9 protein-coding genes and 1 pseudogene are annotated in these 13,202 nt (G+C 69.2%); 1 reads left to right on the top strand and 9 read right to left on the bottom strand.

Annotated features, from left to right (window positions below; all coding sequences use genetic code 11):
• Positions 1 to 301: 301 nt before the first annotated feature.
• A pseudogene (locus tag ACIP6N_RS11055) lies at positions 302 to 2,530 on the bottom strand (SpoIIE family protein phosphatase); the annotation flags it as partial.
• 111 nt (positions 2,531 to 2,641) lie between these two features.
• Here ACIP6N_RS11055 and aspS point away from each other — a divergent pair.
• Positions 2,642 to 4,423 carry an aspartate--tRNA ligase gene (gene aspS / locus ACIP6N_RS11050; protein ID WP_401814648.1) on the top strand — a complete coding sequence of 594 codons (1,782 nt, stop codon included), beginning with the start codon at positions 2,642 to 2,644 and terminating at the stop codon, positions 4,421 to 4,423.
• 86 nt (positions 4,424 to 4,509) lie between these two features.
• Here aspS and ACIP6N_RS11045 read toward each other — a convergent pair whose 3' ends face one another.
• The 8 genes from ACIP6N_RS11045 to metG all read right to left on the bottom strand — a co-directional run bounded on the left by ACIP6N_RS11045 (position 4,510) and on the right by metG (position 13,180).
• Positions 4,510 to 4,863 (bottom strand): VOC family protein, encoded by a 354-nt coding sequence (locus ACIP6N_RS11045; protein WP_401814647.1) that lies wholly within the window; start codon positions 4,861 to 4,863, stop codon positions 4,510 to 4,512.
• A 106-nt stretch (positions 4,864 to 4,969) separates the two neighbouring features.
• Positions 4,970 to 5,452: an SAM-dependent methyltransferase gene (locus ACIP6N_RS11040; RefSeq protein WP_401814645.1), complete on the bottom strand. Its 483-nt coding sequence runs from the start codon at positions 5,450 to 5,452 to the stop codon at positions 4,970 to 4,972.
• A 277-nt stretch (positions 5,453 to 5,729) separates the two neighbouring features.
• Complete coding sequence (gene manD / locus ACIP6N_RS11035) at positions 5,730 to 6,944, bottom strand: D-mannonate dehydratase ManD (protein WP_401814644.1); 1,215 nt, start codon at positions 6,942 to 6,944, stop codon at positions 5,730 to 5,732.
• Positions 6,945 to 7,007: 63 nt separating this feature from the next.
• A complete protein-coding gene (locus ACIP6N_RS11030) occupies positions 7,008 to 7,892 on the bottom strand; it encodes a carbohydrate ABC transporter permease (protein WP_401814642.1) in 885 nt (294 codons plus the stop codon).
• Positions 7,889 to 8,857, bottom strand: a complete 969-nt coding sequence (locus tag ACIP6N_RS11025; RefSeq protein ID WP_401814641.1) for a carbohydrate ABC transporter permease — start codon at positions 8,855 to 8,857, stop codon at positions 7,889 to 7,891. Before ACIP6N_RS11025 ends, ACIP6N_RS11030 begins: the two co-directional genes overlap by 4 nt.
• Positions 8,857 to 10,176, bottom strand: coding sequence for an ABC transporter substrate-binding protein (locus tag ACIP6N_RS11020; protein WP_401814640.1), 1,320 nt, complete (start codon positions 10,174 to 10,176; stop codon positions 8,857 to 8,859). Before ACIP6N_RS11020 ends, ACIP6N_RS11025 begins: the two co-directional genes overlap by 1 nt.
• Positions 10,177 to 10,407: 231 nt before the next feature.
• Positions 10,408 to 11,211, bottom strand: a complete 804-nt coding sequence (locus ACIP6N_RS11015) for a FadR/GntR family transcriptional regulator (RefSeq protein WP_401814638.1) — start codon at positions 11,209 to 11,211, stop codon at positions 10,408 to 10,410.
• Positions 11,212 to 11,521: 310 nt separating this feature from the next.
• Positions 11,522 to 13,180, bottom strand: a complete 1,659-nt coding sequence (gene metG, locus ACIP6N_RS11010; protein WP_401814637.1) for a methionine--tRNA ligase — start codon at positions 13,178 to 13,180, stop codon at positions 11,522 to 11,524.
• Positions 13,181 to 13,202: the final 22 nt, after the last annotated feature.

Here is a 13,202-nt window from a genome sequence, read left to right as displayed (position 1 = left end):
CCGGCTCGGCCACCACCTGCGGCTCCAGGGCGGGATCCGGGGCAGGATCCGGGGCGGGATCCACGGCCAGGGCCGGGGCCGGGGCCGGCTCGGGCTTCGGCTCCGGCCCTTCGTCCGCCTGGTCCCTCGCGTCTCCCGCGCCCTCGCCCGCCCGGTTTCCCTCGCCCGCCTGGTCCCTCGCGTCCCCGCCCTCCGCCTGCGGACCCGCGTCGCCCTCCGACCCTCCTGACCCCTCCGGTCCCTCCGGCCCCGTATCCCCCTCCGGTCCCTCGCCCCCCTCCGCCCCCTCGCCCCCGCCGCCTCCCTCCTCCCCGGTGTCCTCGTACAGCTCGAACCAGATCGACTTGCCCTCCCCGCGCGGGTCCGCCCCCCACGCGTCGGCCAGGACCTCCATCAGCACCAGGCCCCGCCCGCTGGACGCCATTTCGCCCGGGCTGCGGCGGTGGGGCAGTTCGTCGCTGCTGTCCGCGACCTCCACCCGCAGTCGCCGCCGTCCGCGTTCTCCGCCCGCCTCCGCGACCAGCAGCGCGTCCCCGTCCGTGTGGACCAGCACATTGGTCACCATCTCGGAGACCATCAGCTCCGCGGAGTCGACCTGTTCGTCGTCCGACCAGTCCTGGAGCAGGTCCCGCACCTGCTGCCTGGCGCCCGCGACCCGCCGCGGTTCGGCCTGGGCGATGGTGACCACCGTGCGGCGCGGTGCCCGGCCCGGCGTGCCGACGGGTGCCCTGTCCCGCGCCAGCAGGAGCAGCGCGATGTCGTCCTCGCGTCCGGACACCAGGCCGGCCGGACCCGAGTACGGACCGCTGGCGCGCGCGTTGCCGATGAGCGCGTCGGCGAGCTGGTCGGCCGATCGGTTGCCCTGCTCCTCCAGGATCCGTTCGAGGCGTGCGGAGCCCTGGAGGTAGTCCCTGCCGACCGCTTCGATCAGCCCGTCCGTGCACAGCATCAGCGTCTCGCCCGGCTGCAGCGTGAGCCGGGTCGTCGGGTAGTCGGAGTCGGCCTCCACCCCGAGGGGGAGGCCGCCGGCCGTGGCTCTGACGGACGCCGTTCCGTCGGTCGACAGGACGTACAGGTCGGGGTGGCCCGCGCGCGCCACGTCGAGCGTCCCGTCCTGGGGGTTCACCTCCAGATAGAGGCAGGTCGCGAAGCGCGGTGTGTCGTGGTCCGGGTCGGCCGGGCCGAAGGCGGCGTCCCTGGCATTGGACTGCGGCCAGCTCTCGCCGTCCGTCACTCCGGGGCCCCTGGCGTCCCGCCCCGCGTCCTGAGGGCCCTGCTGGAGTCCGGCCAGGAAGCGGGAGGCGCGGGCCAGTACCGCGTCCGGGTGGTGCCCCTCCGAGGCGTACGCGCGCAGCGCGATCCGCAGCGCTCCCATCAGGCCGGCCGCCCGTACGTCGTGACCCTCGACATCCCCGATGACCAGTGCGAACCGCTGGCCGGTGCTGTCCGCCCCGGGGGTGGATCCGCCGGGCAGCGGGATCATGTCGTACCAGTCGCCGCCCACCTGGAGGCTGCCTCCGGTGGGTACGTAGCGTCCGATGGCCGTCATTCCCGGGATCTCGGGCCCCGTGGTCGGCATCATCGAGCGCTGGAGCCCCAGCGCCAGCTCCCGTTCCGACTCGGTGACCCCGGCGCGGGCCAGCGACTGGGCCAGCATCCGGGCCACCGTCGTCAGGACCGCGCGCTCGTCGAAGGCGAAGGTCATCTCCCGGTCGAAGGCGATACGCCAGACCCCGAGGGCCCGGTTCGCGATCGTCAGCGGTACGAAGGCCCAGGCGCCCCGGCCGAAGCGGCTCGCGAACTGCCAGGCGCCCGGGTACCGCTCCGCGTAGGCGTCAGGGCCGCTGAGGTAGACGGCCTCGCCGCCGTGGATGACGTCCACCGCCGGATAGTCGGCGTCGAGCGGCAGGTCCGTGAAGGGGACCAGGTCGTCCGGCATGTCATCGCTGTAGCTGGTCACCTTCAGCCGGTCGCCCACCGGCTGGTAGACGGCCAGTGTGTTCGGCGGGAAGTCGGGCATGGACAGCGATACCGCCACGCGCAGTACCTCGGCGGTGGAATGGGCCTCGGCCAGCGCCCGTCCCGCGTCGAACAGGAACGCCTCCCGGGACCTGCGCCGGTCCATGGTGACCGGGTCTTCGCCGCTGCTTGAGCCGTCGGGGGCCGGGGTGACCTCGAAGATGCAGCCGACCATGGTCCCGGCCGTCTGCTCGCCGGATCCCGGCAGCTCCGCGCTGTACGGCCTGCCCCGGGTGCGCACCGTACGGAGCAACTGGTCGTTCTCGTCCAGCACCCGCAGCTTGGACTCGGCGAGGATTCCTTCGCCGAAAGCCAGTTGGATGGTGCTGTCGATCTCGTTACGGTCTACGGGATGGATACGCCCGAACACCGTCGCGGCCGGGAGGTTCGTCGACCCTTCCGGCAGGGCCAGCAGGCGTGCGGCCTCCGCGTCCAGCGTGACGGTGTCCGACGCGCTGTCCCACTCCCACAGGCCGACCCCGATCGCGGCCAGGACATCCTCTGTGCGCATTGTCCCACTTTATGAATATGTGCGGACACATCGCCACCGAGAGCGGCGCGCCCGGACGGTAGCCTGGTAACGACCGTCTCACCTCGAATTGCTAAGACTGGATGAACGACGATGCATCGGTACAGGTCCCACACCTGCGGCGAGCTCCGCGCCTCTGACGTCGGCACCGACGTCCGCCTGAGCGGCTGGCTGCACAATCGCCGAGACCTGGGCGGCATCCTCTTCATCGATCTGCGTGACCACTACGGTCTGGTTCAGCTCGTGGCGCGCCCCGGCACCGCCGCCAACGAGGAGCTGGCCAAGCTCACGAAGGAGACCGTCGTCCGCATCGACGGCGTCGTCTCCGCGCGCGGTGCGGAGAACGTCAACCCTGAGCTGCCGACCGGCGAGATCGAGATCGAGGTCTCCGCGGTGGAGATCCTCGGCGCGGCCGCCCCGCTGCCGTTCACGATCAACGCCGAGGACGGCGTCAACGAGGAGCGGCGCCTCGAATACCGCTTCCTCGACCTGCGCCGCGAGCGCATGCACCGCAACCTCATGCTGCGTACGGCGGTCGTCTCCGCCATCCGGCACAAGATGACGGCGCTCGGCTTCAACGAGATGGCCACCCCGATCCTCACCGCGACCTCCCCCGAGGGCGCCCGTGACTTCGTGGTGCCGTCCCGGCTGAACCCCGGCAAGTTCTACGCGCTCCCGCAGGCGCCGCAGCAGTTCAAGCAGCTGCTGATGATCTCCGGCTTCGACCGCTACTTCCAGATCGCGCCGTGCTTCCGCGACGAGGACGCGCGCGCCGACCGCTCGCCCGGCGAGTTCTACCAGCTCGACGTCGAGATGAGCTTCGTCGAGCAGGAAGACGTCTTCCAGCCGATCGAGAAGCTGATGACGGAGCTGTTCACGGAGTTCGGCGGTGGCCGCGAGGTCACGTCGCCGTTCCCGCGCATCCCGTTCCGCGAGTCGATGCTGAAGTACGGCAACGACAAGCCCGACCTGCGCGCCAAGCTCGAACTGGTCGACATCTCGGACGTCTTCGAGGGATCCGAGTTCAAGGCGTTCGCCGGCAAGCACGTCCGCGCGCTGCCGGTGCCGGACACCGCGGGCCAGTCGCGCAAGTTCTTCGACGGCCTGGGCGACTTCGCGGTCGAGCAGGGCGCGAAGGGCCTGGCCTGGGTGCGGGTCGGCGAGGACGGCACGCTGAGCGGTCCGATCGCCAAGTTCCTCACCGAAGACAACGTCAAGGTCCTCACCGAGCGCCTTGCGCTGGCCCCGGGCCACGCGATCTTCTTCGGCGCGGGTGAGTTCCACGAGGTCTCGAAGATCATGAGCGCGGTCCGCGTCGAGACCGCCAAGCGCGCGGGCCTCTTCGAGGAGAACGTCTTCCGGTTCTGCTGGGTCGTCGACTTCCCGATGTACGAGAAGGACGAGGAGACCGGCCGGATCGACTTCTCGCACAACCCGTTCTCCATGCCCCAGGGCGGCCTCGACGACCTGGAGACGAAGGACCCGCTGGACATCCTGGCGTGGCAGTACGACATCGTCTGCAACGGCATCGAGCTGTCGTCGGGCGCGATCCGTAACCACGAACCCGAGCTGATGATCAAGGCGTTCGAGATCGCCGGTTACGACCGCGAGACCGTCGAGCACGAATTCGCGGGCATGCTCCGCGCGTTCCGTCTCGGCGCCCCGCCGCACGGCGGCATCGCCCCGGGCGTCGACCGCATCGTGATGCTGCTGGCCGACGAGCCGAACATCCGCGAGACGATCGCCTTCCCGCTCAACGGCAACGCCCAGGACCTGATGATGGGCGCGCCGACGGAGCTGGACGAGACGCGCCTGCGCGAACTGAACATCGCGCTGCGCAAGCCGGTGGCGGACAAGGACAAGACCGCGAAGTAGCCCTCACCCGCTTATGGCGAACCCCCGGCCCTGACGTTAAGGGCCGGGGGTTCCGTCGTACGGTGGGCCGTGGTGGGGGCCAGGACTCAGTGCCGGTCGCGCACGATGTTCACGACGTTGCCGTCCGGGGCCCGGACGAGGAAACGGCGCACGCCCCAGGCTTCCGTCGTCAGTGGGCGCACGATTTCGAGGCCCAGTTCCCGCGCCTCCGCGTAGGCGGAGTCGATGTCGCTCGTGAGCACGGAGATCACCGAGTCCTCGGGCGCGGTGGCGTCACGCGTGACGAGCTGGACGTTCGCGCCGGTGTCGGGGGAGGTGCAGCGGGCCACCCACCCCATGTTGAACTCCTCGGTGCTGAGCCCGAGATAGCCGGTATAGAAACCCTTCGCCGCGTCGACGTCGGCCACGCGGAGGTTGGCCATGATGTGGTTCGCGCGCATGCGATGTCTCCCGTTCCTGTTCCGCTGCCCGTTCCTGTCCGGGCAGGTTACGCAACCGGGCCGCCCGCGCGGCTCCGCGAATCGCGGTGCGGCGGCCGTACGGGGATCACTCGCGCGGAGCGGCGTAGTACGCGGCCAGCATCTCGGCGGGCCACGCCGGTTCGCGCACCTCGCCGCGCGGGCCCATGACGCCGAACCAGGGCTTGATGTCCAGTACGGGCGTGCCGTCCACGGCGTCCAGTTCCGCCACGTGGAGGTCCAGACCGTCCACCTTGAGCAGGCGGCAGCGCGAGACGCCGAGCCAGTTCACCCGGCGCATGTTCCGGTGCGCGAACGTGCCGCCCGCGGGCCAGTCGGGGTTGTCCCGGGAGCGGCGGGGCTCGGCGTGCAGGTCGGTCGGGTCAGTCAGGTGGAAGCGGAAGACGACCTCGATGTGACTGAAGGCGTCGAGGCCGACGACGGCGCCTTCGGTGAACTGCTCAGGGTCGACGCGAATGATCGCACGGCTGCCGCCCCAGTAGTCGTCGCCGGGCTCGACGCGTCCGCCGACGACGTGGGCCACGGGCACGACCGTGAACTCTTCTGACATGGGGTTTCCCCTCAGGCCCTCGGGGTCTCGGGTCTCAGGCGGTCTCGGCCAGGTGGATGGCGGCGGCAAGGGCACGCCTGCGCCCCATGTCCAAGTCGGCTCTCCCAGCTTGTTCAACGCTGCCGGCGTATCCACCCAGCGTTCGCCTGAAAAAGAGGCGCCGTACCCAGAAACACCCGCGCCGGCGCGCCCTCCGTACGTGGGGAACGTACGGGGACGCGCCGGCGCGGGTCAGGCGTGGTGCGGGCCGCCGGAGGGAAGCCGGTGGGCGCGGGGGCTACCAGTCGTGGACGGTGCCGTCCTGGAGGCGGTTGACCGGGAGGTACGCCGCCTTGTACTCGTGGGCCGCCGCCAGGTCCTCGTTCAGCTCGACGCCGATGCCCGGCGCCTCGCCCGGGTGCAGGTAGCCGTTGGTGAAGGTGTACGCGTGCGGGAACACCTCTTCCGTCAGCTGCGTGTATCCCGAGTACTCCTGGATGCCGAAGTTGTGGATCGCCAGGTCCAGGTGGATCGCGGCGGCCATGCCGACCGGCGAGATGTCCTCGGGGCCGTGGATGCCGCTCTTGATCTGGTGCTGCGCGGCGAAGTCGAAGAGCTTCTTCAGCGGGGAGACGCCACCGAAGTGGGTGACCGCCGAGCGCACGTAGTCGATCAGCTTCTCGCTGATCAGCGTCTGGTAGTCGTACACGGTGTTGAAGACCTCGCCGATGGCGAGCGGCGTGGTCGTGTGCTGACGGACCAGGCGCAGACCCTCCTGGTCCTCGGCCGGCGTGCAGTCCTCCAGCCAGAACAGGCGGTACGGTTCGAGGTCCTTGGCGACCCGCGCGGCCTGGATCGGCGTCAGGCGGTGGTGCGCGTCGTGCAGCAACGGGAGTTCGGGGCCGAACTCGTTGCGGACCGCCTCGAAGACCTCGGGGATGTGCCGCATGTACGCGGCGGTGTCCCAGTCCTCGACCATCGGACGGGCCTGCTGGTGCGCCACGGCGTCGCCGTCGTGGCCGGTGCTGTGCACGCCGTACACGGCCTTGAGGCCCGGGACGCCGGTCTGGATGCGGATCGACGGGTAGCCCTCGGCGATCCGGGCGCGGACCGAGTCGAGCAGCTCGGGGATGTCCGTACCGCTGGCGTGTCCGTACGTACCGACGCGCTCGCGGCTCGCGCCGCCGAGCAGCTGGTAGAGCGGCAGGCCGGCGGCCTTCGCCTTGATGTCCCACAGGGCGACGTCGACGGCGGCGATGGCGGCCATCGTCACCGGGCCGCGGCGCCAGTACGCGCCTCGGTACAGGCCCTGCCAGGTGTCCTCGATGCGGTGCGGATCCGTGCCGATGAGCAGCGGGATCACGTGGTCCTGGAGGTAGCTGGCGACGGAGAGTTCGCGCCCGTTGAGCGTGGCGTCTCCGAGGCCCGTGAGGCCCTCGTCGGTCGTGATCTTGAGGGTCACGAAGTTACGGCCGGGACTGGTGACGACGACCTTCGCGTCGACGATCTTCATGAATACGCTCTTCCTGAGCTTGGGTGTGGGGAGTTGAGAGAACAAGGGCTGCCGTCGGCGGCGTCAGCCCTTTGAGGCGCCTGAGGTCAGCCCGGCCACGAGGTACTTCTGCCCGAGGACCGCGGCGAGAAGGACCGGCAGGGTGATGAGGGTGGCGGCGGCCATCAGACCGCCCCAGTCCGTGCTGGCGTACGAGATGAAGTTGAACAGCGTCACGGGCACGGTCTGCGTGTGCTCGTCCGCGAAGATCAGCGCGAACATGAAGTTGTTCCAGCTGAACACGAACGCGAGCAGCGACGCGGTGGCGGTGCCGGGCGCCGCCAGCGGCAGCGAGATCCGCCAGAAGGCGCCGAACGCGGACAGTCCGTCCGTGCGCGCGGCCTCCTCCAGCTCGACGGGCAGGCCCTCGAAGAAGCTGATCATGATCCACAGGATCAGCGGGACCGAGACGAACATGTGGCTGAGCACCAGCACGGTGTACGAGCCGACCATGCCCGCCTGCGAGAACAGGTAGTACCAGGGGACCAGCAGCGAGATACCGGGGATGATGCGCGCGACGAGGATGAGCGAGCCGGCCCGGTGCATCCGGAACCGTCCCACCGCCCAGGCGGCCGGTACGGCGATGATCGCGGAGAGCAGGGTGGAAAGCACGCCGATGATCAGGGAGTTGGTCATCGACTTGAGGATGAGCCCGGCCTTGAGGACGCTGCGGAAGTTCTCCATCGTGGGGGTGAACCACAGCCCGACGCTCGGGTCGGTCACCTGGACGTTCGTCTTGAACGCGGCGGCGAACATCCAGATCAGCGGCAGCACGAAGACGAGCGAGACCAGGGTGATGGCGATGCCGCGCACCCATGAACCGGCGCTGCGCTTCGGCTGGTTCAGGGCCTGGGGTGCGCGCGTGCCCGGCGTGGTCTCCTGCGTGCGGGAAGAGACGATGGCGCTCATGCGGACTTCCTTCCACGACGACGGAGGAGGACCACGACGCCGATGATGAAGAGCGAGAACAGGACGAGGACCGCGGAGGCGAGCCCGTACTCCTGGTAGTCGAAGGTGAGGCCGTAGGAGTAGACGTTGAGGGTTTCCGCCTCGAAGTCGGAACCGCCGCCGGCGCCCTTCGTGGTGTAGAGGATGTCGAACGTCTTGAGGGCGTCGACGGAACGCAGCACCAGAGCGGTGGCCAGCGTCGGGCCGAGCATCGGCAGGATGACGTAGCGGAAGCGCTGCCAGCTGTTGGCCCCGTCCATGCGGGAGGCCTCTTCGGGCTCTTCCGGAAGGGTCGTCAGGCCGGCGAGCAGCAGCAGGGTCATCATCGGCGTCCACTGCCAGACGTCGATGAGCATCAGGGTCGGCAGCGACTGGCCCACCGAGCCGAGGAATTCCTGCTGGGGCAGTCCGACGGCGGCGAGCAGGTGGTTCGCTATGCCGTTGGTCGGGTCGAGGATCAGCAGCCACAGGATGCCGATCGCGACCGGCGTGGTCAGCAGCGGAATGATGAGGATCGTGCGCACCCAGCGCATGCCGCGGAACGGCTTGCGCATCAGCATCGCGAGGCCGAGACCGAACACGGTCTCCAGGATCACGGCGCCGATGGTGAAGACGACCGTGCGCTGCGCGGCGGGCCAGAAGCGGCGGGTGTCGCTCAGGGCGTCGGCGAAGTTCTGGAGGCCGACGTACCCCTTCTTCGCGTTCACCGCGCCGAACGCGTCGGTGAAACTGAGGTTGAGCGTGAAGATCAGGGGAAAGATGATCATTGCGCCGACGAAGACGAGCGCCGGGGCGAGCATCGCCCACTTGAGGCGCCGGTTGGCCTGTTCGAACGTGCGCGGGGCCCGCGTGCGGGAGTCCGTCGTGCGCGCGGGCGCGCCGGCCGGGCTGCCGGGGGTCGCGGTCGAGACCTCGGTGGTGGACATCAGGACTCCCGGTGGCGGTTGTCGCGGACGAGGAAATCGGCGAACTCGGCGTGGGCGTCGCGCGCGACGGGCTCGACGGCCTGGCCGAGGATCCCGGCGACCAGCGGACGGCCGATGATGTCGCGCGCCCGGCCGACCTGGAGCACCTTGGGCCGGTCGTAGCCGACGCCGCGTTCCGCGTTGATCTGCATGGACTTCGCCAGCTCGGGCGGGAAGGACGCGAGCGTCCTCGGGTCGGACCACGCCGACTCACGCGCGCCCGGAATGCCCGCCGACTGGATCTCGGAGACCATCTTGGGGCTGGCCGCCCACCGGATGAACTGCCAGGCGTCGTCGCGCAGCAGGGAGAACTGGTTGATGCCCAGGCTCCACGACGGGATGTTGTGCGGCTTGGCCCCGGCCGGTCCCGCCGGGAACGGGGCGAAGCCCACGTTCTTGCCCAGCGTCGAGATCTTCGGGTCGAGGAAGTTGCTGTAGACCGCGTCGGCGTCGATGAAGAACGCCGCCTTGCCCTGCGCGAAGACCGGCAGCGACTGTTCGAGGCTCATGTTGGTGGCACCGGGAGGGCCCGCCTGTTTGAGCAGCTTGCCGTAGAACTTGTACGCGGCCAGCGCCTCCGGCGAACCGATGCCGGACTTGCCGTCGACCGTGAAGTCCCCGCCGTGGGAGTACAGGAAGCTCGACCACTGGCTGACGGCGCCGCTGCGCTGTCCTCGCCCGACGTAGCCGTAGAAGCCCCTGTTGCGCTTCGTCAGTTCCAGCGCCGTGTCCAGCAGCTCGTCCAGCGTGCCGGGCGGGCCGCCCATGCTCGCGACCAGGTCCTTGCGGTAGTAGAGCACCGGGCGTTCGGTGACGACCGGGACGCTCAGCGCCTTGCCCGCCGTGATGGAGACCCCGCGCGGGGCGTCCTGGATGTCGGACCAGTTGAAGTCCTTGTCGCCCTCCACCCGGTCGGTGAGGTCGGTGAGCCAGCCGTTGTGCGCGAAGACCGACTGCTCCTGGAGCGCGCGGACCATCATGACGTCCACGTCGGTGGCGGAGGCGTTGAGCTTCACGTTGTACGCGCTGGCGAGCTGGTCCGCGGTGAGCAGGGCCATGGAGACCTTGCGCCCGATCAGGTCCTCGAACTCGCCGAGGCGCTTCTTGAGGGCCTGGGACCAGACGTGGTTGACCGCCATGATCCTGAGCGGGGCGTCCTTGGACGCGGTACCACCGCGGTTCGAGCAAGCGCCGAGCGACGCGACGCCCGCTGCGGCTGCGACGCCGGCGGCCAGCTTGCCGAAAGAGCGCCGGCTGAGGAACTGGCTGCTCGTGGACATCCTTGTCCTCGTCTCTTGATGTGATGTTCTCTGATTCATCTGGTCCAACTGGTAGGACCAGATGGACCAGAGGACCGTAACAGCAGACATCCCACCCTGACCAGCCTCGAACGCCCGAAATCACGCGGTGCGGTTGGTCGCGCCACCGAGAGGCAGGACGGAGACGTGCGTGGCGGTTGTGGCAGGGGTGGTTGGGCGAGCGGAGGCCTCAACTCAAGGTGATTGGGCGGGTTACGCCCGGTTCTGGCCGTTTCCGTCGGATTCGCCGAGCAGCGTCTCGATGTGCTGGCGTGCCATCACATTCACGTTGAGGTCGACGTCCGTACCGTACGTACGCAGGCCGAGGGTGAGATGCGCGCGCATCCGCTCACAGGCCAACTCGACGTCTCGCGCCACGATCGCCTCGAAGATCTGCGGGTGCTGCGGGACGCCCGGCTCGCTGATCGACGGGTCCGAGTTGGAGCGGAGCATCATCTCGAACATCATGCCGCTGATCGACGACAGCATGATCCGCAGCACGGGGTTGCCGCTCGCCGCCGCGATCGCGTCGTGGAAATCCACGTCCGCCTGGGCCTTGAGGACGACATCGGTCGCCGTCTCCAGCGCGTCCCTGGCCGCCCGCATCGCGTCGAGGTCGTCCTCCGTCGCCCGCGCCGTCGCCAGCCGTACGGTCTCCACCTCAAGGGGCACGCGCGCCTCGATGAGCTGCCGGACGGTGGGCCGCCCCGCGCGGTACAGCGCGTCGTAGCTGCGTGCGTGCCGGGACGTCTGCTCGCAGACGAAGGAGCCGCGGCCCGGCGCGACCTGGATCAGATGCTGGGCCTCCAGCCGCCGCAGCACTTCACGCACCACATTCCTGCTGGCGTGGAACTGAACGGCCAGCTCACGTTCCGAAGGCAGCTTGCTGCCCACGGCGATGTCTCCGGACCGGATGTCGTGCTCCAGCTGACGCGCGATGCGCTCGGTCAGGAGTCCGCGCTGTGCGGGGGGTGCGACACGGCCCGACTGCGAGGAGGGGGCGGCTGGCACTGGCATGCCTAGGAGAGTACAGGGCTCCTGCCCGTTCGATGAGTGCTACAAGCAGACGCGGTACGGCCGGGTGGCCGGCGAACGCGCTGGTCGTCGCGTTACCGGCGGCCGGTGGCCGGTTCTTCGGCGTACGTCTTCCCGCGATGATGCCCGTCAGGTCGAACGAGCCTGCACCGAAGTTCTGTTGGGCACATGCGCCGGACAACACGACGCCCGGAGAAGGCGCTTGGGATGCGGCCGGGGCCCGGAGCCTTGCGGACGCCGCCTCGATCGCGTCCGCACGGCTCCGGGCCCGCCGCCTTGCCGTACCTACCGCCTACGCGGGCTTCTCCTCCAGGCGCGGGAAGAGCACCGCGCCCTTCGTGACCGTCGCCCCGGCGGGCAACTGTCCCCACGCGGCAGCGTCCTGCACCCGCTGGTCCGCGAGCGCGCCGAGCGATGCGGCGGCTCCGAGCGAGTCCCACAGCTTCTGCGAGGTCTCGGGCATCACGGAGTTGAGCAGCACCGCGCACGCGCGCAGCGACTCGGCCGCCGTGTAGAGGATCGTCGCGAGCCGCGCCTGACCCTCGTCCGACTGGTCCTTGGCGACCTTCCACGGCTCCTGCTCGGTCAGGTAGCCGTTGACCTGCTTGACGAAGTCGAAGACCGCGGCGATACCGCCCGCGAAGTCCAGCTCCTCGCCGATCTTCCGGTCCGCGACCGCGACCGCGCCGGTGAGACCGTCCCGTACGGCGGCCTCCGCGTCCCCGGCGGCCGTCGCCTCCGGCAGCGTGCCGCCGTAGTACTTACCGACCATCGCGGCGACGCGCGAGGCGAGGTTGCCGTAGTCGTTGGCCAGCTCGGAGGTGTAACGGGCGCTGAAGTCCTCCCACGAGAACGAGCCGTCCTGCCCGAAGGCGATGGCGCGCAGGAAGTACCAGCGGTACGCGTCGACACCGAAGTGCGAGGTCAGGTCCTGCGGCTTGATGCCGGTCAGGTTCGACTTCGACATCTTCTCGCCGCCGACCATCAGCCAGCCGTTGGCGGCGACCTTGCCGGGCACGGGCAGCCCCTGCGCCATCAGCATCGCGGGCCAGATGATCGCGTGGAAGCGCAGGATGTCCTTGCCGACGAGATGGACGTCCGCCGGGAACGTCCCCTCGAACTTCGCCTGGTCGGATCCGTAGCCGGCGGCGGTCGCGTAGTTGAGCAGCGCGTCGACCCAGACGTAGATGACGTGCTTCTCGTCCCACGGCACCGGGACGCCCCAGTCGAAGGTGGACCGGGAGATGGAGAGGTCCTGGAGCCCCTGCTTGACGAAGTTCAGGACCTCGTTGCGCGCGGACTCGGGCTGGATGAAGCCCGGGTTGGCCTCGTAGTGCGCGAGGAGCTTCGGGCCGTACTCACTGAGCTTGAAGAAGTAGTTCTCCTCCTTGAGGATCTCCACCGGCTTCTTGTGGATGGCGCACAGCTGCTCGCCGTTCTCGCCCTCCATGAGATCGCCGGGGAGCTTGTACTCCTCGCAGCCCACGCAGTACGGGCCCTCGTAGCCGCCCTTGTAGATCTCGCCCTTGTCGTACAGGTCCTGCACGAACTCCTGCACGCGGTCCGTGTGCCGGGTCTCCGTCGTGCGGATGAAGTCGTCGTTCGCGATGTTCAGGTGCTGCCAGAGGGGCCGCCAGGCCTCCTCGACCAGCTTGTCGCACCACTCCTGCGGCGTGACACCGTTGGCCTCGGCGGTGCGCATGATCTTCTGGCCGTGCTCGTCCGTGCCGGTGAGGAACCACACCTTCTCGCCGCGCTGGCGGTGCCAGCGGGTCAGCACGTCGCCCGCGACGGTCGTGTAGGCGTGGCCCAGATGAGGAGCGTCGTTGACGTAGTAAATCGGCGTGGTGACGTAGAACGCCTTACCACCCGGTGCTGCCTGTTCTGCCTGCTTTTCCCGCACTTCTTGCTGGGGTCGCGCTGCTTGCTCTTCGGATCCGATGGCCGCCATGGTGGAAATCCTAATGGCGGCG

It is taken from the genome of Streptomyces sp. NPDC088725 (assembly GCF_044751305.1).
GTDB lineage: Bacteria > Actinomycetota > Actinomycetes > Streptomycetales > Streptomycetaceae > Streptomyces.
Note: the sequence above shows the minus strand (reverse complement) of the source record. Positions and strands in the feature narration are given on the sequence as shown.

Coding starts and splice junctions, on each gene's coding strand:
- aspS (WP_401814648.1), top strand. CDS start 2,642: ATGCATCGGTACAGGTCCCACACCTGCGGCGAGCTCCGCGCCTCTGAC.
- ACIP6N_RS11045 (WP_401814647.1), bottom strand. CDS start 4,863: ATGCGCGCGAACCACATCATGGCCAACCTCCGCGTGGCCGACGTCGAC.
- ACIP6N_RS11040 (WP_401814645.1), bottom strand. CDS start 5,452: ATGTCAGAAGAGTTCACGGTCGTGCCCGTGGCCCACGTCGTCGGCGGA.
- manD (WP_401814644.1), bottom strand. CDS start 6,944: ATGAAGATCGTCGACGCGAAGGTCGTCGTCACCAGTCCCGGCCGTAAC.
- ACIP6N_RS11030 (WP_401814642.1), bottom strand. CDS start 7,892: ATGAGCGCCATCGTCTCTTCCCGCACGCAGGAGACCACGCCGGGCACG.
- ACIP6N_RS11025 (WP_401814641.1), bottom strand. CDS start 8,857: ATGTCCACCACCGAGGTCTCGACCGCGACCCCCGGCAGCCCGGCCGGC.
- ACIP6N_RS11020 (WP_401814640.1), bottom strand. CDS start 10,176: ATGTCCACGAGCAGCCAGTTCCTCAGCCGGCGCTCTTTCGGCAAGCTG.
- ACIP6N_RS11015 (WP_401814638.1), bottom strand. CDS start 11,211: ATGCCAGTGCCAGCCGCCCCCTCCTCGCAGTCGGGCCGTGTCGCACCC.
- metG (WP_401814637.1), bottom strand. CDS start 13,180: ATGGCGGCCATCGGATCCGAAGAGCAAGCAGCGCGACCCCAGCAAGAA.